The following is a 25,344-nucleotide window of genomic DNA, read 5'->3' as shown; positions in this document are numbered from 1 at the left end:
ATCAATCTACACAAAAATAGAACAAAAGTTCTATTAGAGGGATAAATAATAATTCATTACATCCTTTTATATAAGTTCAAATAATGGCTCGCTCCCACATATTTTGTCCCTTTCACAAATCCACTCGAAGTATAAAATTTGTCACCCTGTTCTGTATCTGTATGTAAGACAACAATATTAAAATATTTTTTCGCATCGTTTAAAATTCGTACTAACAGTAACCTCCCTAATCCTTTCCTTCGGTATTCTTTTGCAATATAAAATCTCCTTACCCTACCAATCTTATTGTTTTCTGTATATGGATCCTCATTCAGCCCTCCTATTCCAATTAACTTTTCCCCTTGAAAGATACCATGTAAACATTCTCCAGTTTTATTAAAGGTGTTTATTTTATTTTCATATTCACTTATTAGTCTTATTAGGAAATTAAATCCTTCTTCTTTACTTTCTTCAATGAGATAGTCGTATTCGTATATCATTAAATCTTCAATTTGTTGAATATGTATGTCTTTCAAGTAAATTCCCCCCTTAATATGAAAATACATAAAAATGCTCAAGAATCTTTTGTTCTGAGCATTTTTATGATTGTTACTTTATTCAATTCGTAGAATGGCTATTCTTCACTTCAGATATAAATCGATAATATAATTGTCTAATTTCTATACATTTAAAGCTATTTGTACACAAAAATCATGAATAAAGCCGTTTAAGTAAATACATTTATAATATCTCTCAAATATTATATTAGTTTATATATTTGCCATCCTTCTCTAACAGACTCAAGATACATTATAATTTGCTAATTGATATGTTTGTGTAACCACTGTTCAAATATCTTTAACTGTTCTGCAGTATGAAAGTAATGTTCCCCCGTCTCCATGACTTCTAATTCACAACAATGTTTTTTTGTAAAATCGTTAATAGTTTCAAATTCGCACAGTTCATCTTTTGCTCCGTACATAATATATGTATCTATATTCCATTTATTAATAGGATGTTCTTTTACATAGCATAAATAATCCCAATATAACTTTTGACCAATAGGTGTCTCTATAGTCATTTCTTTTTGCAAAAGTTCTGGTGTTACATTAAACCATTTCATCATATTTTCGATAATTCGTTCCATATTAACTACTGGTGATAAAAATAATGCCTTTTCTATCACATCATTTTGATAGGCTAAAAGGCTAAAATAAGCTCCTATACTACATGCAAACACGCTTACTTCTTTCCAATGTTCTTTTGCGTAATTCATAATTATAGATAATTCACTAACACAAAACTGTACTTTGCAAGGAGTATTATCATTTGTTCTTTCTCCATGCTCAGGTAAATCAAAACTTAATACTTGATAACCTTTTTGATTAGCTTCTTCACCTAATTTTTGAATAACTGCATCTTCCTTATTTGACATATTTCCATGTACTGCAATAAAAACTTTTTCACTTTTATCTCCCCACAAAACCGCGGGAATATTACTAATGTTAAAATTATCTTTCAGCATATTTCCTCCGTGTAATAAGATATATAGGAATTGGCAAAAAACTGCACACACTTTATAATCTCTGCACAGTAGGCAATATTCCCTTCAACTCAAGTAAATCATCTATTACTATATCCGCCTGAGCAAGTTCATCTTCTTGCGCAAAATCAAAATTGCATCCAATCGCAAGTAAGCCATTATCTTTGGCTGCGTTTATATCAGATAACCGGTCCCCAACTACAGCTGCTTCTTTTATATCATATTTGTTTAAAATACTTTTTACTAAGTCACTTTTATTAAGTGAGTTTATTTGTTCAATACTAAATGTTTCAGTAACCCATTGGTCTAAATCATAATAAGATACGATTGCTCGTAAATATTCAGTTAAACCATTACTAGCAATATATATTGAACAATTATTTTCTTTTATATATGCTAACACTTCTTTTACATTCGGGTATAATGCACCTTTTCCACTCTTAATGTTTTCAATTAATCTTTCTAAAAAAAATGCATCTGTTTGTTCTCTTACTTCAAGAGAATGATTTGGTAATAACGCTTCCCAAACTTTCGGTAAAGGCACACCCATGATTTCACGGTATTTATCAATAGGTGTTACCGTATCCCATAATTGCAATGAACGTAAATGATCAAAAGTATCATCTAACGATAATTCTAAAATTTTATCTGTTTGAAATAACGTTCCGTCCATATCAAAAATTAATGCTTGTAACATTTTACTCTCTCCTTTTGAATTACAATACAGTTTTACTTGATATATTTTTCAGCATCTCAACGATAATTTCCGAACAATAATTCGCTGCTGTTTTCGCGAAGTCATCATAAGAGACTTGTGCTTCATCGTCTGCGCTGTCTGAAATACATCTTATAACGAGAAACGGTATATCATTTATATAGGCAACATGTCCAATTGCTGCACCTTCCATTTCTGTACAATGCGGTGCATATTCGTCTATTAACTTCGCTTTTAGGTTTGAATCTTCAATAAAACATTCACCGCTTACAATTCTTCCTTCATGAACCGCAATATGTAAACAACTACAATTGCATGCTTTACGTGCTAACTCTACTAATTCCTTACTTGCGACAAATTCTTCTTGGAACGGGAATAAGTTTTTCATTTGAGTTTTACTTACATCGTGATGGGTAACATTCGTTGAAATAACTACATCGCCAACTTTTACATCCGGATGTAACCCGCCAGCAACACCTGTATTGATGATAGCATTTACATCAAATTTATGAATTAATGTTTGCGTACATGCGGCTGCATTTACTTTCCCTACACCAGAACGTGTAATAATTACTTCTGTTCCCATGAATTCTCCAACGTAAAAAGGTATTCCAGCAATTGTTTGTTCTTCTATTATAACTAGTTTTTCTAAAAGTAAGTCTATTTCAATTTGCATTGCTCCGATAATGCCGATTTTGTTCATGTATGTAGTCCCCTTCATTAATTACTCCCTTTAATTCTTTCAGACATAACTGACAATAAAAATTTCGGAAGTACAAGTTGTCTCTTTAACCGTTTCGGCTGTGAGAGTAACCTATACAGCCATTCGGTTCCAGTATCCCTCATAATTTTCGGTGCTCTTTTTACAGTACCAGATATTATATCAATCATGCCTCCAATACCAATAGATAGCGGAACGTTTAACGTTTGTATGTTTTCATAGATGAATTCTTCTTGTTTTGGTGAACCTAGTCCTACTAGCAATAAATGCGGCTTGAATTGCTTGATTTTTATTTTTACTTCTTCTATTTCTTCAACATTTACAAATCCATGCTGTCCTTTAAACTGTGCTCCTGGGAACTGCTCATTTAATTTTAATAATGCCTTTTTATTACTTTCTGGTGCGGCTCCAAAAAGAAAGACACGGTATCCATTGTCATTACAATATTTTATTAAATCATGAGTGATATCTGCCCCAGTAACACGTTCTTTCAAAGTTCCCTTCAATATTTTCGAGCCAATTATGACGCCAATCCCATCCGCTGTTATTAGATCCGCAGATAGTAACATCTTTTTAAACTGCTTTGATTTTTCTGTGGTTTCCTTTGCAGACATAACAATTTCAGGATTTGCAGTTACTACAAACCTTGGTTTCTCTTGTTGTTCATGTAGCCAACCTTTTAATAAACTTATAGCTTTTGCGTATTCTAAAGTTGAAAAAGGTATTCCTTTTATAAGCTGGTAATCCACTATACTCTCCCCTTACGTAAGCTGCAAATATTCATCGATATCTTTAGAAATTTGTTTAAAAGCTTTATCCCAAAATTCATAGCTTGTTATATCTATTTCAAAATGTTTTTTCATAAGCTCTTCCACTGGAGCTTTTCCTGTTTCTCGTAAAAACTCTTTATATTTCGAATGAAAAGTACTTTTACCTTCTTGAGCTATTTCTAATAAGCTAAAACTTACTAAATATCCAAATGTGTATGGATAATTGTAAAAAGGAACATCTGCTATATAAAATTGAATATATTTCATCCATACAAACGGCTGGTATTCACTTAAAGCATTTCCATATGCTTCTTTTTGTGCCATTATAGATAATTTCTCAATTTCATCAGCACTTAATGGACCCTCTTTACATTTTTCATAAAATGTTTTTTCAAACTGATACGATGCTCGTATTGCCATTACATAATTAAAACTATTTCTTATTTTCCAGCTAAGCAATACCTTTTTCATATCTTTACTATCCGTTGTTTCAATTAGATAATTTAAGAGTACCGTTTCAAAAAAAATAGATGCTGATTCAGCCGTACTCATCGGCAAATAATCATCTAAAAAAGATGTAGATTGTTCAAAACTCATATTATAAAAATGCCAAGCATGTCCTAATTCATGAGCAAGTACTCTTACACTATCAATTGTTCCATCATAACGCATTGAAATACGGGATTCTTTTTCACTGAAAAAAGGAGCACAAAACCCACCTGGTGGTTTATTATCTCTCGGTTCAGCATCTACCCATCCATTTGCTATTGCATTCTGTGCGAACTGTGCCAATTCTTCATCTATATTTTTTAGTGCATCATATATGTTTTTTACTGCTACTGAAAAAGGAATAATAACCTCATTATTTTCCTTTACTGTCATAAGTTCATGCCATGTAATCGAAGCTCTACCTTTCTTATACACATTTAAAGCACTAACTAATTTATCTAGATTTTCTTCTGTCGCATTCCACATTTGTAATAATACAGTTTCAGTAATACCATTCGCATGTAGAGATTGCGTTAAAATCCCTCCATCTTCTAATTCATTACTCTTTGTATTACGTATTCTCCCTATTTGATTTAATACAGTAGCAAAAATTTCTTTTTCCTTATGTAAGGCATTTGTTAATAACTCGAATACTTCTACTCTTTCCTTTTCATTATCACTATTCATTGCAATATTATTCGCTTGTCCAAATGATATTTGCTTATTATTGTGCTCTATTTCTATCTTATTTCTTAATTGTATGTACATATTTTCCCATGCACCAAGTTCATCTTTTATTAAATTAGTATTAAGATTATTGGAAGTTTCCATTTCGCTTTTCTGTATTACTTGCTGTACTTCACTTTTTAGTTCCTTCACTTTCACAGTCAATTTAGTAAGGTCAGATGAAACACTTTCTTCAACCGATTGACAGTACAAATAGTATTCTGCTTTTTCAATAGCTTGTATAAGCTTTGAAAGAATCTCTACATCTTTTGTTACAAAATATTGCTCTTTCAACTCCAAAATCGGAAATAGAATATCCTCATTCAAATACAATCGATTTAAATCCCATCTAGCAATTTCTTGCATTTTTATAGCCGCCTCCTATTTTTACAAATAGTTACAGATATTTCTCCCTACACAATTATATATGAAATGACAAAATTTCGATATCATTAAACATTCAGATTACTATAAATACATTCTTATTTATACTCTTTTCTTCTACCATTAAGTATCATTCCACATATAAAAAATACTCCCTCTACAAGATTGCATTTGATATAGGAAAACTTCAAAGATTTTATCTTCATCAATACCATATCGACCGATTATCACAGATTAAAAAATAAAAAAGGATTGATCAAAAGATCAATCCTTTACTCTACTTCATTTAAGAAAAATAACGTTATAACGCCAGGACCTGTATGTGCTCCGATTGCTGCACCAATTGTATTTACGATAAATACTTCACAACCGAATCTTTCCGTAATTAATGATTTTAATGCTTCAGCTGTTTCTAAATCGTCACCGTGAGTCATACCAATTGTTTGACCTTTAAGGTCTTTACCACGCTCTTCCATAATATCAACAATACGGCTTAATACTTTCTTTTTCCCTCGTACCTTTTCAAGTGGTACAAGTTTTCCTTCTTCCACGTTTAAGATCGGCTTAATGTTTAGTAAACCACCGATAAAACCAGCTACTTTACTTAAACGTCCACCTCTAACAAGGTACTGTAAGTCAGCTACAGTGAAGATGTGCTCCATATGGTTCATTAGAAAAGCGACACGGTTTAAAATATCTTCTTTTGATGCGCCGTCTTTTGCCATTTTAGCAGCTTCTAATACGACAAGCCCTTGACCAAGCGAAGCACATTTCGTATCAATAATTTCTAAATCTAAATCAGCATATGTTTCCTTTACTTCTTCTTTAATAACAACTGACGATTGATATGTACCGGACAGTTCAGATGAAAAAGCTAAATATATACAAGGATTACCTTCTTTTGCATAAGAAACAAATTTTTCTTGGAAAGTTTCAAGTGAAGGCAATGACGTTCTATAAACAGCGCCTTCTCTCATGTTTTGCAATAATGTAACTGACTCTAATGTTACTCCATCTAAATACTCTGTTTCTGCTTCATCATATACACGGAGTGGAATTAAATCAATATCATATGCTTGCAGCAATTCTACTGGTAAATCCGCCGCACTATCCGTAATGATTTTAACACCCATTTTTAAACCTCTATTCTGTTATAAATATAAAATAATAAAATAAAAATAGTACTTTTAAATTATATACGTAAAACTTAAATGAAGAAAGGAAAACACTTTATATTGTATGCACTATTCTTCAAAACTTGAACTATTAATGAAAATGATTCTATTTTAAACACCTTTTTCTTATTATTTTTCTATAACACGAATAATTTTATAAATATTTTGTATCATTATATTTTAATTCTTTATCTTAATATAATCTTTTCAAATTCATACTGTTTAAAATTTAAAAGCCAAATCCAATAAAGGAAATGGCTTTTAAATTTTCATAAAATAACCAAACTTTATTTTCCATCACATTGTTCTCATTATTATTTTGGCGATGTTAAATATTAGTCCAGTTATGATTAATATTTATAGCCTGTACTATAATTAAAACAGTGAATATTCACCTGTAAGAATCACTAGATAAAAAACAAGTTAAACATTTTATAAAATATTTAATTTTACTAGTAAAGCTAATAAAATTTGGAGAAGAATTTGAACATTTACTGCTATGTCTGTATCCGTAGTCGTAACTGTAACATTTCTAGAATTTCTAATAACAGTTTCTTGTTTATTAATTTGTTTAATAGATGATTTTTGAAACAATTCTTGTGCTACACGGTCAGCTTTTTCACTGTCTGCTATAGAAACACTTATTATAACCACAATAGCTGCTTGTAATGCTGCTTGAATAGATAAAGCAGCTTTTGTATCTGTAGTAGTAACTTCTACATCTGCTGAATCTACAATTGTAATAGATTCTTCAGAAATTTGGTACGTTTTACTTTCTTGCGCAGCTGCTTCTGAAACGCTAGCATTTTTAAAAGACGGATGAGGATTTGAGGAATCTAATGCACTCCACTTTTTATTTTCATCTGAATGACATGTTTTGTCCATACGTTCACCCCCTTTCAATCTAAATAATTATTAACTTGTGATTGTATTTCAGAAACAATACTTTTAATTTGCTGCTTTTTTTCTGGTGATAAATTTTTTAGTTTTTCTTCATTGATCCCATGCCTATTAAAAATATCTGAGAGTAAAAGGTCTATAATTATATTCTTTTGATCCTTATCAAACTTAAAGGAAGAAAATTTATTTAAATCATCCATTTACAATGTCACTCCTATCAGTTTTCTATAAAAATTTCAAATAACTACCAGCATTATATGCATTTAAATAAAAATTGCTTGGACAAGTAACTTAATCTTCTATTTTCACTTCTTTTTACTAATAAAATCAAAAAGCTGTCTTCTAATACGAAGACAGCCTTCCTTTACTTCACATATATAAGTTTTATTCAATGTTAAATTATAAGTTCACCTTTGTTATTGTGTAGTTTTCCACACTTAATTTCCCATTAATCTTGAATATTAATTCAGTCATAATGAGAAGTCCAAGCTTGTACCACATATTACAACAAAAAAATATTTACTTAGAGTGAACCCTTATAACTAAATATAAATGGGATAGACACTTTATAAAATGTTTAGTTTAACTAGTAACGCTAATAAAATTTGAAGGAGAATTTGAATATTCACTGCAATATCTGTATCAGTAGTTGTTACGGTTACGTTTCTGGAATTTTTAATAAATGTTTTTTGTCTATTAATTTGTTTAATAGATGATTTTTGAAACAATTCTTGTGTTATTTTATCTGCCTTTTCACTATCTGCTATAGAAACACTTACCACAACCACAATAGCTGCTTGTAATGCAGCTTGGATAGATAGCGCAGCTTTTGTATCTGTAGTAGTAACTTGTACATCTGCTGAATCTACTATTTCAATATATTCCTCAGAAATTTGATCGATTTCATCTGTTTGTATAGCTTCTTCTAAAAAATTTGCATTTTTACTAAATGAATTAGAATTTAATGATTCTGAATCCTGATTTATTGATTCAGAATCCACTTTTTTTGGTTCGCAATCCTTTTTTATTGGCTCAGAATCCACTTTTTTTGGTTCGCAATCCTTTTTTATTAGCTCAGAATCCACTTTTTTTCGTTCAGAATCCCGATTTAATGGATCCCGGTTTTTCTTTCGTCTACAAACTTCACAATCACACATAAAATCACCCCTTTTAGACTAAAAAATTAGCAATATGAAAATATTGGCTAACTACTAGCATTTTATGTATTTTCAAAAAAATTGTTTGGACAAGTAACTTGATTTTCTATTTTACTTCTAATTCTTTTTTCTAATAACAAAAAGCTGCCTTCTAATAAGAAGACAACCCTCTTTTATTTCACATTTATATAAAAGACCCATACTTAAATACACTAAACTTCATATAATATATTGCATCCTTTCTTTTTAGAATAAGTAGTCGTTACTGAAGGGCACTTTTCAAAGTGCTCTTATCTTTAATCCCCCTCTTTTTCAGGAAGAGTTTTTTTACTAAACCCTAATATGATTTGTATCACTAAGGCTAGGGATTACCACATTTCCTTAATAACTTCAATTAATACAGTAGCTACTAATTAAAATACCCCTATGATCTTCTCTACACTAAAAAAATCGTGCGTTACCGAACGCATGAACTAATTTTTATTTTGACTATGTAACACTAAATTCACAAGATTATTATCCTATATTTGGTGAAGCCATCATTTCAATGCCAGCAACCCCACACTTTTAACTAATAACTTAAACAAATGTGCTATCTCAAGGTTCCTTTGATATAGTATCTTATGTTCTATATAATGAAGAGAGCGCTAGTATTCCGAAGGAGGATGTATATGAGTATTCAACTAGCTACATCTAACGATTTAAAATGGATTAATAGTCAATATGACTCAATAGGATTTGTACGAAGTGATTTAAAACGAGATCAAGTTGCAATTATTACATATAACAACGAGTATGCAGGTGTGGGACGATTAGTCCAAATAGATGATGATACTATAGAAATGGGTGGAATTTTTATTCTTCCTCAATTTAGAGGGTTACAATTAGCTGGGGAACTTGTATCATTTTTAGTAGAAACTGCGAAAAAATTACAAGTAAAAAATGTATATTGTCTTCCTTTTGAGGAATTAGAAAACTTTTATAAGAAATATGGCTTTACTGAAGTTGATGCTACAAAAGAGGTTATCCATCCAATTATTCTAAAAAAATATAACTGGTGTTTGGATACTTATGATAAACATGTTTTACTATTTAAGTTGTGAGTTTCTAAATTAAGATTTAACACCTTGTATTTCCCCACATGTAAAAAAGATTTATCACGTTTCACCTAGTTAATTAACGTATTGTTAATTACTACATTGGCAGTATTTCACTTCCAATGCATGTTAGCTAGCTTGTTTGCAGACTTGCTAGCACTTTTTGTGTTTTTCTATTAAAAACTCCTAAAAAAATTCAACTGATTGATAGTGAAATAATCATTTATGTAATTCGCACACGAACTTCCTGTTCTTGTAATAATTGGACGTTTAGTTCCAATATAATATTTTGCATTAACTGGTAGATCTTATCATGATTTTCACTTTGTTCTGATGTAAATTCAATACACTGAAATATATAACCTTCTACACGTAAGCTTCCTTTTTCAATTATAGATGGATTTTTTCCTTTCTTTATTATTTTTGGCAATAAGAATTCTTTGTTTGTTACAATAATTTCCTGTGATACTTCTTTTATTTCTATAACTGTTTCTTTAAAAACAATCTTTTCTATTAGACTAATTTCACCTTTATACCTCCCTATTTCAATTGGTAATTTCGCAGTTATATAATTATTTACATCTGCTTCAACTTCCTTCTCTAATATTATACCGTGGATAGGAATCCATGAAGATGAGCCTACCCAACTCTCTTCAATATTCCCTTTTTCTTTTTGATTAGAAAGTTCTAAAAGTACCCTCTTTTCATGAAGGTTTGAAGAAACTAAATTACAATCAATCTCTCCATGATAATATTCCATTGTAGTTAGTAACGTAGAATCCAGCTCACGCCCTCTTGCAACTTCTTCATTACGAAATACATATACTTCTTGATTTTTCATATTCATATTAGGGAATTTTTTAAAACTAGTAACATCTGAAATAATAGAAAATGGGGTTTTCACTTCTATTGAACGTTCTGAATTCGCTATTTTTGATTCAGTATCTATACTTTTTCCCTCTAATCCACTCGTTTTATGTTCTTTTCCTAGGACAATTTTTTCAATTTTTTTCTCAGATTCATTTTCTTTTTCTTCTTTTTGGGGCTCTGGTTCTTTATTTTCCTTTTCTGCTTGTATTGCTTTTTCTTCTTTTTTGGGATCTGTTTCTTTATTTTCCTTTTCTGCTTGTATTGCTTTTTCTTCTTTTTTTGACTTTGTTTCTTTATTTTCCTTTTCTGCTTGTATTGCCTTCACCTTACGTTCTGGTCCTTTACCTTCTTTCTCTACTTGTATTGCTTTCTCTTTTTTCTCTGAATCTGTTTGTTTACTTTTCTTATTTTCTCTTATTTCATGAGATTGCTCTTGATCAATCAGTATCTCTCCTTTGTAAACTTTGTTCCATATTTTCTTACCAACCCATGGATTTTTCATCACCATCCCCCCACCAATGAAACTCATAAAAATATATTTTTGTACGCGACCATTTCATTATTATATATGTTTTATAAAACAAAAAAAAACATTGTCTTTTTATCAAAGACAATGCTTTTTTAGTTTTACACTCGTACTTGTTGCACTTGTAAAACTTTCACAGTAAGATCCAGTACAATTTTCTCACGAAGAGTCTCAAATGATTCGTTTAATTCTGTTGGACAAGGAGAGAAGTCTAATTCAAAAAATTGAGCGCTAACTAATTCGCAATATGGTTGTTCATTATAAAAAACAGTATTTTCAAAGAAGTATTTGTCTAAACGTGGTAAGTCACCGTTATTAGGATTAATAAAGTGAGATGTAGTATCTGAGGAAGCAGCTACTATTGCTAGTGATAGAAAATCTGTTTCTGTTAAATCTGCAAAACCAGAAAATGGAACATTTGCGATACGATCAAATAGTACTGAATTACATCCACTACCTGCATATTCAATGTTTTTACGAATATATCCTTGTACAAATAACTTTGCTCTTGTAACTCGGCGGTAATTTGTACCTGGTACTGGAGTGAATGCTACTGGAACTAACTTACACTGTGTTAAAAATACGTTTTTTAACACACGTTTAATTTCGGATGCTGCAGGTGCTAATGGAACATCTGATTCTACAACAATTTGAATTGTTCTTTCGGCTAATACCACTGGAATTTTTACAATCGGTGCTCCTGGTGTAAGAATTGGTGCTGCTGCCTCATCACTTAATGGTGTTTGGGTTTGTCCTACTACCTGACATGGTACATTAATTGGACATTGTTCACTCATAATATATAATCTCCTTTATAAAAAAATTAGAGTTTTTCAACTCTCTATACTGTATATGTACTTTTTCTATTAATGCGTGGGTTTGTATCATAGTCACTTTTATCATTTGCAAAATAAGAGATTCATTTCCCCTTGATAGTTAAAAACATATAAATTAATAAAAGGAGCCTATACTGATATCTACCTATATAAAATAGAAGGTCTCGACTTTTTTCTGTTAGAGCTAATAGGTGTTCCAAAATTAATTTTTCAAGAGTCTTTTATTCCATCTAACAAAGGTTAATATTTAATAAGAACCATTTACCGACTTTTTAATATCCACAAAATAGAAGGTCTCGACTAATTTATCTTTTTATAAAAAATAAAAACGGACTAAAAAAGCCAGTTTTTACACTCAATATATTATAGAATATTCTTATTATTTAACTAATTATTTTATTTTCTAATGTTTTGATAGAGTTTTTAAAAACTCTATCAAAGCATTCTAGTTATCTGTCTTTCCCTTTAAACTCTTTACTTTGTACACATCTTACACTCTCTGCCCATTCATCTATTATCCACAAAATACGTATCATACGCCTTATCAAAAACATATCCTAACTTTTCTGCTAGTTTCGCAGATGTAGTATTTGCTGCATCCCAGTTTGGATATATCCCTTTTTCTAAACAATCCAAGATTAACGCCGCACTAACTATAGTTGCCAACCCTTTTCTTCTATGGTTGTGATCAGTCGCCACTTCGATTTCAATCCCATTATCATAAATGCTATATGATGATGCACCGCATATAACTTCTCCTGTATACAAAATACAATACCCTATACCTCGATTTATATAATCTTCAACTGATTGAAATTGACTTGTAAAATCTTCAGAGACTTTATGTAATGTAGGGTTATTTACGATATCTTCATCTATTCTTCTTAACTCGTATCCTTTTGGAAGCACTGATATAAAAGATTGTAATTTTGAACGATTAAAAACTTCTGCATTACGTTTGAATTTATAGCGTAAAAACTTATCTATTTTTCTTCCGTAAAATGTTTCTAAACGCTTTTTCCACTCTTCACTATTTACGATTACTAACATTCTATCAGGAATGTTACGTACTAATTCTTCTGTTTCTTTCGCATTTGAATCCCCAGCATAAAATGTGAAAATCCCTATCGTAACTTGCGCTACTGTTGGATTTTCAAGATTATTTACCCAAGCGGTACCCATATGTCCTTGTAAATAAGAAAGTAAAACAACGTTATTGAAATCTTCGAACATAGTAACTAATTTTTCTCTTGTATGTATATTCGCTTCATATATCATTTACATTCCTGCTTTCTTTAGAATTAATGTACTTCTACTCTTTTCTACATATAAGCAAACGTCTACTACATTCCATATAATTATAAATTATTCATAAATATAAAATTATTATAACATTTCATCAAAAAGTAAATGACTTCCTAGTGTATAGGTTTATAGATAATATACTTAATAATAATTCACAATCTATAATCTTTTATTATGTAAAAACCCTCAACATTAGTCTAAGGGTTCATTTAAATATATATGTTATAACTCATCCTTATAAAGAAATGATTCTGTTGCCCCGTTTTTATATACTTTAGTCACTTGAACAACTGATGTGTACGCATTATCGTCATTCGATATCATCTTTCTCATCTCTTCTATCTCGGTATTACCAGCTCCACTCTCAATTTTCAAACAGTTCGATATGTTGAGGTATCCACTCGATGCGAAAAGAATAATAAACGTAAGATCAGGGAAATTAATGAACAGTATTCCAAACTTTAAAGGGTTCGTAGCCGTATCAGATAATACTAGTCGGAAACTTAATAATTCAGGCACTTGAACAAAATCTTTAGAAACAATTGCTTCACCTATTATAGTAATTTGCTTTACTATATTTCCCATCTCATCTATAAACTCAGTACAACTAGGTGCATCAATTGTTTTTGCTTGAAGTGATAAATTCAATTCTGGATTGTGAAAGTCAAAAAAGAGTGTACTTCCTTCGGTTAAACATTGCGGACAAATATTTCCAAGTAGACTAAAATCCTCTTCAATAAATTTAACTTTCGTTTTACAACTACAAACTTTTCCTATTCGAATTGCATCAATCTTAGAGCAATCTACAAAAATAACCTCATTGTCCTCTTGTACGAAGGATACGATACCATTCCTCTTATTAAATGAAAGAAAATAAGATACAACAATTTCATTTCCTGCTATTACAATACTCTCAACTTTAGTATACGGTTCAAGACTTTGTAAAAATTCACATATACTATTTTGGCAACATCCACAATCACGTTTCGGCTCACAATCCACTTACACTCCATCCCTTCCCAATATGTTTTTATCTAATACATATAATATGAGCGGAGTATAAAAAAAGCTTGGACAATATAACTTTAACGTAAGAATTCACACTAAGTATAAGGAATAACACATAATTTTTACTATAAATATATATAACAATTTCATCTTTCATGAAAAAAACGTTATAATGAAGTGTAGCCTCTACGATTACGTTATAAAGGAGAATAAAACAATGGCTAAAATTAAAGTATACCAAGCAAAAGAAGAAAATATGGATGCAGTAAAGAACATCATTGATGTCGAGGAACAAAACCCAACTGCTGAAAACTTACAAAATCTATATGCATGTGTATTAGAAACAGAAGATATGGCATTGCCTGAATCATACATTGAAGAAGATATCTTAATTGATTCTATGGAAGTTATGGTTAACGCTTCTCAAAACAAACTAAGAGACTTAGGTGCATACGATGTTATCGAAGTTCAAAACAAAGGTAAGAAAACACAAATTTTATTATTAGCAGACGAAGAATACGAAATTATCGAAGGCTAATCTAAATCCGTACATACGAAAAAGCTCCTTTCCAATTGGAAAGGGGCTTTTTCATTACGCTTTTGATGTTTCACTCTTTTTATTCTTTTGTTGTTTCTTAATTACCATACGCTCGTTTCCCATAAAGAAAATAAATATGAATGCTAGACCTGCTGGTACTAATGCCCACATAAATGTTTGAACAATTGAACTAGAAAGAGCATCAATAATCTTATCTAATATTTGTGGAGGAATTTGAGATCTTGCCGATTCTGATAAAATGGCTCTTGAATCCCCTAATGTGTTTGTATTCATTCCCCCGCTCATACCTTTAAATGCTTCTTCTAATTGATCTTGGAAACCTGTTCTTTGGATCATTCCGAAGATTGTAATACCTAGTGTCATTCCTAATGAACGAATGAAATTACTCGTTGAAGTTGCAGATCCACGCTGTTCCATACCGAAGTTGTGAATAGCTGCCATACTTAGTACAGAGAATGAGAAACCTACTCCAAATCCAATGATAATCATATAAAACGTTAATAATATTCGACTTGTTTCTGGCGTTAATGTGCTTAATAAAAATAATCCAATTAGCATAATAACAGCAGAAATAATCATAATGTTTCGGTAGCTAAGCTTCGTCGTTAAAAATCCACCTAACTGCGCTGTTACGACTGATCCTAACATCATCGGTAAAAGTAATAATCCTGAGTTTGTTGCAGTGCCACCGTATACACCTTGAATGAATAACGGTATGTATACAGTTGCTGACATGAACGCAGCACCGTAACATAATGCAATAATGGTACTCATTCCGAATAAACGTTGTTTAAACATTTCAAATGAAATGATTGGTTCTTCTACTTTACGTTCAATAAAAATAAATGCAATAATTAAAATAGCGAATCCGCCAAATAAACTTAAAATAAAGTTAGAATCCCAATCATACTTTTGTCCACCTAGTTCTAAAGCAAACATTAGCGAAACTACTGCACCAACTAAAGTAATTGCGCCAAACCAATCAATTTTTTGCTTTCTATGAACTCGTGATTCTTTATAAAATAATGTAATAAAAATAAGTGCTAAAACGCCAAGCGGTAAGTTAATGTAAAATACCCAGTGCCAGCTTATGTAATCTGTAATATACGCACCAAGCAGCGGACCAAAAATACTTGATAAACCAAATACTGCTCCGAATAATCCACCCATTTTCCCGCGCTTTTCAGGAGGGAAAATATCAAAAACGATAGTAAACGCGATCGGCACTAATGCTCCGCCGCCAATACCTTGAATGGCACGATAAATACCTAACTGTGTAATATTTTCAGCAGTACCACAAAGTGCCGAACCAATCATAAAGACGATTAAACCGAAAATAAAGAATCTCTTTCTACCATACATATCTGATAGTTTTCCGAATATCGGCATACCTGCCATTTCTGCGACCATATAGGCAGAAACGACCCATACAAAGTTTTCAAGGCCTCCTAAGTCACCAACAATCGTTCCCATCGCTGTTACGACAATGGTATTGTCCATTGATGCCATTAAAATACCTAGCAATAAGCCTGCCACAACAAAGCCGAGCTTATTATTCTTCTCAACCATAACCTTGCTCTCCCTCGTACTACTTATATTTGTTTATGTTCTTTTACGACTGCATTACCTTTTTGGTTAAAACTAGTATGATATTCTACAACACTAATTTCACATCCTGGACCAATGGTAACGTTGTTTCCTCTTACAACTTCAGCAATCGTATGCTCTAAATAAATTTCATCTCCTTCAATGATAGACGTTTGGAGGCTTCCAGCATGACTTGTAAATGGAATAAATCTCGCTTTTTTACGAACGGTAATCTTTTTACCGCCGATTTCTCTCACTTTGCTACCTTCATAGCGAAGTGAAATTTCAATATTTTCAGCATTAAGTAATCCATCACTTTCAAGGCCACCAGTTAGTGATAGTTCTTCAACTTCAATATCTCCTTTTACATTTAAAGCGCCTTTCACATCTACGAAATCACCAGTTAACTTCCCTTTAACTTCTATCATACCTCTTACTTTCGTTTTTTCAATATGAGCATCACTATTCATTTGTGTATTTCCGTATACTTTTACATATTCAGCAGTTACATTTCCTTGTACTTCACTATCTCCATACACGACATAATTTTTCACTTTCATATTACCTTGTACATCACTCGTGCCGTACGTTTTAAATTCATTACAACTCATATCATTAGAAATCGTTCCTTCGCCGCGTATCTTCACTTTGTTATAATCCCCGCCTGCTGAACTACCAGAACCATTGACAGTAAGACTATGTTGATGTTCCATATTACTTTCTCCCTCCCATTAAACCTGCTTCATTTCTTTTACATTTGCGCTTTTATCAACAGTAAGAACACCCGTATATTCAATCAATTCAATCTCACAGTTCGCTCCTACTGTCACATTGTTTCCTCTTACCGTTCTTATGTGAGCATAATCAATATCAATATTGTCGCCTTCTAATAGTTCAGCCTCTAATTGCATACCAAATACTGATTTAAACAGTCTACTAAAAGTACTTAGTCTATGTTTTACTTTAATCGTTTGACCACCAATTTCTTTTGCTCGACATGTACCGTGAATATTAATATTTATTTCATCGGCGCTTAATAATCCACCAATTGTAAATTGTCCTTCTGAAGAAAAAGTATCCACTTCACAATTCCCATCAATCGTTGCTTGACCGTTGATTTTAAATTCGTCTCCAGTTACATTTCCACCTACTGTACCTTTTCCTGCAATTTTTAAACTGTTCGCCTTCACATCTTGCGTAATTGTTGCTTTCCCATCAATTCGCATCGTTTCCGCAATAACTGTACCATCAACTTTACCTGATCCACTAATTCTTGCATTGCTACTTTTCAAATTTCCAGTAACAGCACCATATCCGTTACATTCAAATTGGTCACATTCAATATTTCCATTAACAGTCCCTTTTCCATTTAATTGCACTTTATGAAACTCGCCGCCATTCGATGAACCGTAACCATTTATAATCAAATTATCTGTACGCATACTTTCTCCTCCACTACAACAGTTTCGTTTTTAATGCTTCGGTATATTTCATAATCGCTTCGCGTAAAACACTTTTGGTACCTTTTTCAAAAATTAAATCGTCCACGTTTGAAACTAAGAAACATGTAGAAATCCCTAACTTTCGGACGATGATTAAGTCACAAGTTTTATGCTTAATCGCTTCATAATTTTCACGTAAAACTTGCAAGACCATTTTTCCTTCTTCTAAACTAATCTCTCCCGATTGTAGTAACTCTTCTAACATATACACATAAAGAATATCTACAAATTGAAACTCTATTGTTTTATTCGTTTGTTCTATGAAGAATTGTAAAACTGGCTCTGATGCAATCCCTTTACGTAAGACGTCTTCCTTAGTTAAAAGAATTTCGCTCACACTCGGTGAAAACATATTTGCTAGTTCATCAAGTGATAAATCTTCTTTCATCGTTTGGATTTTATCAATACGCTCTAATATCTTTTCTTTCGGAAAAAATGTCTCTTGACCCGTGAATGTTGACTTTCGTACAAACCAATCTTCCGGTATTAAATTTTTTCTTTTCCACCTATATAACTGTCCGTATGAAATACCAGTTAGTTCTAATAAATCTTTTTTTGAAATTAAATCTGTACTCAACTGTATAACACTCCTTCCTGATAACAATGTAACATAACACTGTTACGTTGTAAATGGACTTTTATCGTAAGTAGCGTAACAATGTGTAAAACAAACCTGTTTCACACACGAAAAAAAGGCTCTTACACATTATGTAAAATGCGTAAAAACCCTTATTTATCAACATGTAAACCATATTTCATAAAAATCAATCCACCCTTGTGAATTAATCATTATATTTTGTACTTTTTCGTGAGAAGTTACTTGTTGTTTGTTACGATATAAAGGAATAATATGAATGTGACGTAACAAAATGTCCTCAATATCGCGTAACAATGTAACTCTATTCTCTAAATCTTCTTCTTTAAAATAAGGGGAGAACTTTTTATGAAAGTCCATGCTGCTTTGCCCATGAATAAAACTATTTTTTGTAAGAAACATATATAGCAGACTATCTTCTATTCGTTCGCTAATTGTTGCACTATCATGCATCATATCAGCCTTTTGTATCGTACTGATTTCCAATAACTCTTCAACTTCAAGAAAATTAGTTTCTACACGAATCCCGTACTTCGCACACTCTTTCTGTATCCATTGTGCATCTTCTACATGATCTTGTCCTGTAAATGTGTAGAGTTGTAGCACTTCATGATGATACATACTCCTTTTCACTAAGCATTCTATCTCTTCCTTAATCTCTACTTTTCTTTCATTTGCTAATATTAGTTTTTTTGCCACTTCTCCACGTTCTCCGCCGAGTTCTTGAACAATTCTATCGCCATCAATGATTTTATGTAGTGCCTTTCGAAACAGCTCATCTTGCATTGGTCCTTCTTTTACAAGATTGCACGTTACATATGTCACGTTCGATTCAAGCCGAGACAACTCTTTATTAGGCTTTTCTTTATCTTTATATTGCGCCTTTACTAACACGTCATACGTATTTACATTTTTCTCTACATTCATTAGTTCAATTCGGTCAAGAAAAGGTCTTTCACGATAATATAAATCATGCACTTCCAATACAAATAATTGTGCATTTTTCTCGCGTAATATAAAAGGTCCTGTACCAATAAAGTTTCCTGCTTCATCTTCATTTACGATAGAACACTGTTCTGCACTTAGCATATGTAAAAACATCCTATTTTCCGTATGTAATTGAATTTCAACAACAAATTCATCCACTGCACGGACATTTTCAACATGTTGCAACATCCATGCGTGTGGGTTGTTTTCCGCTTTCATAAATCGATTCAATGAATGTATAACATCATGTGCGGTAAGTCGTTTTCTATTATGAAGATGAACGCCTTTTCTTAAATAAAATGTCCAAACCTTTCCAGCGTCATTATATTGCCAGTGAAAAGCAAGTCTTGGCTCTATACAATTTGTTTCCTCATTCACATATACGAGTGTATCAAAAATATGTTTAACCATATGACATTCTGAGCGCATCGTAGCGTAGACCGGATCTAAAGCGATGTCTAGATTCATTTGTACTTGCAACCGAAGTACATCTTTTCTTCCTTCAGGTGTCCTTTCTATTTTATGACCAAATATTGAATCTACCCAAGCTTCATACTCTTTCTTTACTGATGGAAATTGTGAGCTGTATCGTTCCACAAATGAGATTCCACTTTTCACATCCCCTTTTTTCGTTAGTTCTTTTCCTCTGTCTAAAATTAATTTCATCGGTTGCTTTTGAAATATTAATTTAGAGCGATTCCCTCTCCCGCGCCCTGGAAACCAAGTGATCCAATTTAACTCTTCTAATTTTTTTATAATTAATTTACTATTACGCTCCGTACAAAATAATATTTCTGCTATCATTTGTACTGTTACTTCTAATTGCTCTCCTTCTTTTTTCCCTTTCCCATAGGCAACCCATAGTTCAATGTATTGATCTAAAATAAACATCATATTCCCCCTAAAAGGTGAAAAATATTCCCTATTCTTTTTACCCTTTTTCCAATTCTCCTTTCATCTTATCATTTCAATATAGAAAGGAGGAAATAATATTGAACAATCTCTTTTTACGTTACAATAAACCAATCATCATTAGACTGTGCGGTGAATTATTAACTCGAACAACAGAATCCATGTTAGCTATCATTATGATTATTTATGTTAATAAGATGCTAAACGGCAATATTATGATGACTATGCTTATTTTCGGATTACAACCGCTTTCGGACATTATATTTACACTTATTGCTGGAAGAATGACTGATAAATATGGGCGAAAGAAAATTATGTTACTCGGCTTATTGCTACAAAGTGTTGCAATCGGCAGCTTCATCTTTGCTCAATCCGTTTTTATATTTGCTTTGTTATATGTCATAAATGGGGTTGGCCGTTCCTTATATATTCCTGCTCAACGTGCACAAATAGCTGATTTAACAAAACAAAATCAGCAAGCAGAAATCTTCTCGCTTCTGCAAACGATGGGAGCAATAGGTACCCTAATCGGCCCTTTAATCGGTACTATTTTTTATAAGACTCACCCTGAATATGTATTTACAGTGCAAAGCATTGTACTTATAGTATATGCAGTCGTTGTTTGGACGCAGCTTCCAGAAACCGCTCCGGCAATGACGACACCAACGCAAAAGCTTGAAGTATCATCTCCAAAACAATTTGTACACAAACATTACGCCGTATTTGGACTTATGGTTTCTACACTTCCTATTAGCTTTTTTTATGCACAAACTGAGACGAATTATCTTATTTTCGTGAAACATACTTTTACGGATTTCGAACTCATACTCGTTTTTATTTCAACATGCAAAGCTATTATGGAAATCTTTCTGCAAGTTTTCCTCGTGAAATGGTCTGAACGATTTTCCATGGCGAAAATCATCATTATTTCTTATGCCTGCTATACAGTAGCTGCACTTGGCTACGGGCTTTCAGCAACAATCGCGTCACTATTTTTCACATTACTCTTTTTAGTCATCGGTGGAAGTATTGCTTTAAACCATTTACTTCGATTCGTTTCAGAAATCGCTCCTTCAGATAAACGTGGATTGTATTTTTCAATTTACGGGTTACATTGGGATATATCTCGAACGTGCGGTCCTGTTATTGGTGCTGTTTTATTAAGCAAACTAAACGGCAGTATGCTATTTTATATTTGTGCTTGTTTCTTAATAATTGGGGGCATTATTCAGGCTCTTTTTGTTCAAAATTTAGAGCGTAATAAAATAAAAAAAGACATTTCAGAGCATACTCCTCATGTTTTATAGGCTGCTTTGCTCATCCTTTTAACAGTAAAAAGAAGGCTATCACAAAAGTCTTGATGACCTTTGGTGATAGCCTTCTTTATTACCCTGCCATTTTATTAATACTATCTTCTGGTGAAAATACCGAAATATGATTTACGTTACCAGTTGATTCTGGAATAATGAATTTCAACTCAAACTGATTGTTTACTTTATATACGTATATTTTATCTTCCCCATTTACTTTAACTGAAGCTGGTTTTCCTAATGCTTTCTCTATTTCTTGTAATGTAATTGATTTTAGCTCTGCATGATAGGAGCGTACATCAAAAACTTGTGATCCTTTATTAAAACCGAAGGAAACATTTTCATTTGTAAACGTAGCGTACATTCCGTTACCTGCTTGTTCCGTTTTATCTGCTTTCCCCCACGCTTTTTCTATTTCTTCAATATCTCCTGTATGAGCTGCGAACGGAACATTAGGTACTTTTCCTTCTTTCGCTAGTTCAAACAAATCTTTAATGTGGTTAATTGATTTTTGATTTATTACTGTATCTTTCGTGCTTGAATCTGTCTTTGGTTTTGCTGATCCTTCATTATTTGATTTTGCTTCAGGCTCTTTCTTTTCTTCAGAAGAATTATTTTGTTCGTTTTTACTATTTTCAGAGGTTGGGTTTGTTTCCTTTTTTTCGTCTGTCCCTTTACATGCTACTAATGCAAATATGCATGTAAAAGCGAGAAATAACATAGCTATCTTTACATACACTTTCATACATTTCAGCCCCCTATTATAATCTTATTCCTTTTGATAACCAATCCATGACACCACTTTTCAAATTGTGTTTGTTCCAAAAAATAAATACTTCACTCTCTCCCAATGCTTGTACAACATATTCTACAAAAGCTGTTCCTAAAAAATAACCGAGTCGGTTGTATCCAAAATACTGTCCTCCCGATAACCGGAACCACTCTTTCTCTTTTTCGAGCGTCCATCCTTCTATATAATCTTCCAAAAAACGATTCTTTATTTGTTTTTCATTTTCTATATAGCATTGTAACCAACGTTCACCATCATTGTTATATGAGTAGTACACTGATTCATTTACGCCTTTTATAATTTGCTTTGATAAATATGTTGCAACACCTTCACGATACAAAGTAACTGCCGCGTCAGTCCACTCAGCTTTTGTCCAATCCATTCCATCATTGTGTAACATAACATTATGATATATATGTCCTATTTCGTGAGCGACAATAACACGAAGGTGATTTACATCTGGAGATAATTTTTCTGCCGCAAAAAATATGTCCCCAATAATTTCCCTTTCTACAAATGCATTAGAGCCAAACCCTCCAACAAATAGATGGAAATTCATATTTACATCAAAGTTATATTTATAATGATATTCATTCGTTATCTCTTGAATAATAGTCGGTAATGTTTCTGCAATGATACGAATTTCTTCTATTTTTGCGGGATATCGTTTAATGGCATTAGAAACTCGTTCTCTCGTATGTGGACAATGATACTTAAAGTATTCTTCAAATATCTCTGGATGCGAAGTAAAGTATTGGTTGAGGACTGCTAATTCTACATCGTTACTTTCCCATAATTTTAAAAAACTTGGAATTGTATTATTTATCATTTTTTCCATCTCCTTATATATCCCTTCTCGCCATTTACACTGCAATCCTTCCTGAAACGTAGAAAAAGCAACAAAGATGAGTCTTCTTTGTTGCTTTTTCTGTTTAATCAAACCATTTATCACCATCAGAAATCCATTTACCATTATGCAAATCATAACATTCATCATAATAATAAAAAAAGCTGCCCAAAAAGGACAGCTTTACATATGTATTTTTACACTTCGATTGACTTACCATCTTCAACAATATGATAAAGTAAGTGAGCTAAATGATGAATTGGGCCATACTCTTCCTCTTCTTCATCTGTTTCACCTTGGAACTCAAGATCATTTAAGTATAGTGCTAAAAATTGATAGTATAGTTTTAAATCAAATCCGTAGCACGCAGTTGGCTCTTCATGATCGCCTTCGTATTGTAACATTAAGTATTGATCATTACCTTCTGCATCTTCTGCGTCAAAGAATACGAAGAATCCAACGTTTGTATCTAAATCAAATAGATGACGAGTGCCTTTTTCTGTTGCTTTGTTGAAGTCCTCTTCACTTAATTTATGTACTGTTGTCGCTTTAGCATTATCTTCTTGATGGAAATTTACTGTAAATGTTTTCAATGCTGACACCTCCTGATTGTATAATGCTAGCATAACATATAAAAAGGACTGCTTACAAATGTAAACAGTCCGTACATTCATTTTCGCATTGCTCGTAATAAGAAGCTTACGATGAAAATTAAAACGATCGCACCGATTAAAGCTGGAATAATTGCATATCCGCCAATGACTGGACCAAAACTACCAAGTAATTTCGAACCAATCCAAGAACCGATAATACCAGCAATAATATTACCAATTACACCACCAGGTACGTCCTTTCCAGTAATTAAGCTCGCAAGCCATCCTAATATACCACCGACGATTAAAGACCAAATCATATGATAACCTCCTTTATATTTTACCAATCAAAATATAATTAGAAACAATTGCTTACCATTAGTTATGTTACATTTTTCAGTAGTTATTCATACAAATCAACTATTAGATTATTTCAAAATAATGAACGACCAGTTTTTCGACTCGAGGTTGATGTTATTCGTAATACACATATTAAGGACAGTCAGGCTTTAATATTGTCCGTATAAACTCTTTTTTAAATGCAGGATAGTTAAAACCAACTGCAATTTTTTGAATTGGTCTATTATCAAACGTTGTTGGCTCGGCTATTTTTCTAAAATCTGCCACACTTTGTCCTCTAGTTACGTCATTTGTCGTACTGATCCAAACTGCTGACTTTTTATATTCAAAAATATCATCATTAATAAAGGAAATGAACGGAAGTAAATCATGAATCGGACTTCCAGCAATACCCGGGTATTCTTTTTTATAAAAGTTCTCATAATAAAAATCGATCATTGGTTTAATAAGTTTCGCCTGTCCTGTTCCTTCTTTATTAATAATATCCACCATTTCAGGAGTAATGAGGGCTTCTTGCGTTACATTTAACGGAAAAATAGTCGCATTCTTTGCGTACTTCATCACAATATTTGCGGCGATTGGATCTCCATAAAAATTAGCTTCTGATACAGGAGTAACGTTACCAGGAAATAAAAACGCACCGCCCATAATATAATATGAACATACCTTATCCATTACATTTGGATATAATAAAAATAACGTTGCCAATGTTGTTAAACGCCCTGTCGCTACGATAATAATATCTTCTGGACAAGGTTCAATTAATTTAATTAGTTCACAAAAATTTTCCCGTTTACAAATCCTCATATCAGGTGGAATAATTGGCCCTAAACCATGATCTCCATGTATTTCAGGAAAGAACAAAGGTTCTTCAGCTGTCATCGGTCTTGCTGCACCCTCAATGATTTTTACTTCTGTAGCATAGTATCTTTCTAAAAAATACACATTTTCCGTTACAATTTCTCGCGATACATTCCCATATTCAGCAACAATACCTATAATATCCAATTGACATGTTTTATTTGCATAAATTAACGCCACCGCATCGTCAATACCAAAGTCTCCAAAAAAGATGATTTTCTTATTAACTATCCTCACCCC

At 32.3% G+C, this 25,344-nt stretch carries 27 protein-coding genes; 3 read left to right on the top strand and 24 right to left on the bottom strand.

The window, feature by feature from the left end; translation table 11 throughout:
- Positions 1-56 precede the first annotated feature (56 nt).
- The 10 genes from JDS82_RS07150 to JDS82_RS07105 all read right to left on the bottom strand — a co-directional run bounded on the left by JDS82_RS07150 (position 57) and on the right by JDS82_RS07105 (position 8,559).
- Complete coding sequence (locus JDS82_RS07150) at positions 57-515, bottom strand: GNAT family N-acetyltransferase (RefSeq protein ID WP_000651673.1); 459 nt, start codon at positions 513-515, stop codon at positions 57-59.
- Between the two features lie 284 nt (positions 516-799).
- Positions 800-1,504 carry an alpha/beta hydrolase gene (locus JDS82_RS07145; RefSeq protein WP_000910326.1) on the bottom strand — a complete coding sequence of 235 codons (705 nt, stop codon included), beginning with the start codon at positions 1,502-1,504 and terminating at the stop codon, positions 800-802.
- 52 nt (positions 1,505-1,556) lie between these two features.
- On the bottom strand, positions 1,557-2,219 hold the full coding sequence (locus JDS82_RS07140) for an HAD family hydrolase (protein WP_000938418.1): 663 nt from the start codon (positions 2,217-2,219) through the stop codon (positions 1,557-1,559).
- A gap of 19 nt (positions 2,220-2,238) precedes the next feature.
- Positions 2,239-2,940 (bottom strand): 5'-methylthioadenosine/adenosylhomocysteine nucleosidase, encoded by a 702-nt coding sequence (locus tag JDS82_RS07135; protein ID WP_001033370.1) that lies wholly within the window; start codon positions 2,938-2,940, stop codon positions 2,239-2,241.
- Between the two features lie 17 nt (positions 2,941-2,957).
- Complete coding sequence (locus tag JDS82_RS07130) at positions 2,958-3,707, bottom strand: WecB/TagA/CpsF family glycosyltransferase (RefSeq protein WP_199712930.1); 750 nt, start codon at positions 3,705-3,707, stop codon at positions 2,958-2,960.
- A 12-nt stretch (positions 3,708-3,719) separates the two neighbouring features.
- On the bottom strand, positions 3,720-5,309 hold the full coding sequence (locus JDS82_RS07125; RefSeq protein WP_199712929.1) for a M3 family metallopeptidase: 1,590 nt from the start codon (positions 5,307-5,309) through the stop codon (positions 3,720-3,722).
- 290 nt (positions 5,310-5,599) lie between these two features.
- Positions 5,600-6,460, bottom strand: coding sequence for a DegV family protein (locus JDS82_RS07120; protein ID WP_199712928.1), 861 nt, complete (start codon positions 6,458-6,460; stop codon positions 5,600-5,602).
- A gap of 474 nt (positions 6,461-6,934) precedes the next feature.
- The gene (locus tag JDS82_RS07115; RefSeq protein ID WP_000361677.1) at positions 6,935-7,387 is read right to left on the bottom strand and encodes a spore coat protein; all 453 of its coding nucleotides are present in this window, start codon (positions 7,385-7,387) and stop codon (positions 6,935-6,937) included.
- 14 nt (positions 7,388-7,401) lie between these two features.
- Positions 7,402-7,602 carry a spore coat protein W gene (locus JDS82_RS07110; protein ID WP_000342253.1) on the bottom strand — a complete coding sequence of 67 codons (201 nt, stop codon included), beginning with the start codon at positions 7,600-7,602 and terminating at the stop codon, positions 7,402-7,404.
- 366 nt (positions 7,603-7,968) lie between these two features.
- Complete coding sequence (locus JDS82_RS07105) at positions 7,969-8,559, bottom strand: spore coat protein (protein ID WP_199712927.1); 591 nt, start codon at positions 8,557-8,559, stop codon at positions 7,969-7,971.
- Between the two features lie 671 nt (positions 8,560-9,230).
- Between JDS82_RS07105 and JDS82_RS07100 the strand changes: the two genes are divergently transcribed.
- Positions 9,231-9,662, top strand: a complete 432-nt coding sequence (locus JDS82_RS07100) for a GNAT family N-acetyltransferase (RefSeq protein WP_147787685.1) — start codon at positions 9,231-9,233, stop codon at positions 9,660-9,662.
- 217 nt (positions 9,663-9,879) lie between these two features.
- On the opposite strand, the gene JDS82_RS07095 is transcribed toward JDS82_RS07100, so the two are convergent.
- The 4 genes from JDS82_RS07095 to JDS82_RS07080 all read right to left on the bottom strand — a co-directional run bounded on the left by JDS82_RS07095 (position 9,880) and on the right by JDS82_RS07080 (position 14,195).
- Positions 9,880-11,028 (bottom strand): BC_2427 family protein, encoded by a 1,149-nt coding sequence (locus tag JDS82_RS07095; RefSeq protein ID WP_199712926.1) that lies wholly within the window; start codon positions 11,026-11,028, stop codon positions 9,880-9,882.
- Positions 11,029-11,153: 125 nt separating this feature from the next.
- Positions 11,154-11,849 carry a CsxC family protein gene (locus tag JDS82_RS07090; RefSeq protein WP_001975871.1) on the bottom strand — a complete coding sequence of 232 codons (696 nt, stop codon included), beginning with the start codon at positions 11,847-11,849 and terminating at the stop codon, positions 11,154-11,156.
- A 546-nt stretch (positions 11,850-12,395) separates the two neighbouring features.
- Positions 12,396-13,166 (bottom strand): GNAT family N-acetyltransferase, encoded by a 771-nt coding sequence (locus JDS82_RS07085; RefSeq protein ID WP_097951314.1) that lies wholly within the window; start codon positions 13,164-13,166, stop codon positions 12,396-12,398.
- A 249-nt stretch (positions 13,167-13,415) separates the two neighbouring features.
- A complete protein-coding gene (locus JDS82_RS07080; RefSeq protein WP_199712925.1) occupies positions 13,416-14,195 on the bottom strand; it encodes a BC_2878 family exosporium-associated protein in 780 nt (259 codons plus the stop codon).
- Positions 14,196-14,418: 223 nt separating this feature from the next.
- Between JDS82_RS07080 and JDS82_RS07075 the strand changes: the two genes are divergently transcribed.
- Positions 14,419-14,739 carry a hypothetical protein gene (locus JDS82_RS07075; RefSeq protein ID WP_001062728.1) on the top strand — a complete coding sequence of 107 codons (321 nt, stop codon included), beginning with the start codon at positions 14,419-14,421 and terminating at the stop codon, positions 14,737-14,739.
- Between the two features lie 54 nt (positions 14,740-14,793).
- On the opposite strand, the gene JDS82_RS07070 is transcribed toward JDS82_RS07075, so the two are convergent.
- The 5 genes from JDS82_RS07070 to JDS82_RS07050 form a co-directional block, all read right to left on the bottom strand.
- Positions 14,794-16,329 (bottom strand): MDR family MFS transporter, encoded by a 1,536-nt coding sequence (locus JDS82_RS07070; protein WP_199712924.1) that lies wholly within the window; start codon positions 16,327-16,329, stop codon positions 14,794-14,796.
- A gap of 23 nt (positions 16,330-16,352) precedes the next feature.
- The gene (locus JDS82_RS07065) at positions 16,353-17,060 is read right to left on the bottom strand and encodes a hypothetical protein (protein ID WP_000401023.1); all 708 of its coding nucleotides are present in this window, start codon (positions 17,058-17,060) and stop codon (positions 16,353-16,355) included.
- A gap of 18 nt (positions 17,061-17,078) precedes the next feature.
- Complete coding sequence (locus tag JDS82_RS07060; RefSeq protein WP_048566222.1) at positions 17,079-17,789, bottom strand: bactofilin family protein; 711 nt, start codon at positions 17,787-17,789, stop codon at positions 17,079-17,081.
- Positions 17,790-17,802: 13 nt separating this feature from the next.
- Complete coding sequence (locus JDS82_RS07055; protein ID WP_199712923.1) at positions 17,803-18,426, bottom strand: YhbD family protein; 624 nt, start codon at positions 18,424-18,426, stop codon at positions 17,803-17,805.
- Between the two features lie 159 nt (positions 18,427-18,585).
- Positions 18,586-20,322 (bottom strand): ABC transporter substrate-binding protein, encoded by a 1,737-nt coding sequence (locus JDS82_RS07050; RefSeq protein WP_199712922.1) that lies wholly within the window; start codon positions 20,320-20,322, stop codon positions 18,586-18,588.
- A gap of 101 nt (positions 20,323-20,423) precedes the next feature.
- Between JDS82_RS07050 and JDS82_RS07045 the strand changes: the two genes are divergently transcribed.
- Entirely contained in the window at positions 20,424-21,650 is a 1,227-nt protein-coding gene (locus JDS82_RS07045) for an MDR family MFS transporter (RefSeq protein WP_199712921.1), read from the top strand.
- A 79-nt stretch (positions 21,651-21,729) separates the two neighbouring features.
- Here the strand turns inward: JDS82_RS07045 and JDS82_RS07040 are convergent, their stop codons facing one another.
- The 5 genes from JDS82_RS07040 to JDS82_RS07020 all read right to left on the bottom strand — a co-directional run bounded on the left by JDS82_RS07040 (position 21,730) and on the right by JDS82_RS07020 (position 25,341).
- Complete coding sequence (locus JDS82_RS07040) at positions 21,730-22,398, bottom strand: YjgB family protein (RefSeq protein ID WP_199712920.1); 669 nt, start codon at positions 22,396-22,398, stop codon at positions 21,730-21,732.
- Positions 22,399-22,414: 16 nt separating this feature from the next.
- The gene (locus JDS82_RS07035) at positions 22,415-23,272 is read right to left on the bottom strand and encodes a gluzincin family metallopeptidase (RefSeq protein ID WP_000609528.1); all 858 of its coding nucleotides are present in this window, start codon (positions 23,270-23,272) and stop codon (positions 22,415-22,417) included.
- Positions 23,273-23,487: 215 nt separating this feature from the next.
- Entirely contained in the window at positions 23,488-23,883 is a 396-nt protein-coding gene (locus JDS82_RS07030; protein WP_000847587.1) for a hypothetical protein, read from the bottom strand.
- 77 nt (positions 23,884-23,960) lie between these two features.
- The gene (locus JDS82_RS07025; protein ID WP_000638305.1) at positions 23,961-24,203 is read right to left on the bottom strand and encodes a GlsB/YeaQ/YmgE family stress response membrane protein; all 243 of its coding nucleotides are present in this window, start codon (positions 24,201-24,203) and stop codon (positions 23,961-23,963) included.
- 172 nt (positions 24,204-24,375) lie between these two features.
- Positions 24,376-25,341, bottom strand: coding sequence for a nucleoside hydrolase (locus JDS82_RS07020; protein ID WP_048566217.1), 966 nt, complete (start codon positions 25,339-25,341; stop codon positions 24,376-24,378).
- Positions 25,342-25,344 lie beyond the last annotated feature (3 nt).

Origin of the sequence: Bacillus cereus group sp. N14, from assembly GCF_016483555.1 — a bacterium.
GTDB classification, from domain to species: Bacteria; Bacillota; Bacilli; order Bacillales; family Bacillaceae_G; genus Bacillus_A; species Bacillus_A wiedmannii.
Note: the sequence above shows the minus strand (reverse complement) of the source record. Positions and strands in the feature narration are given on the sequence as shown.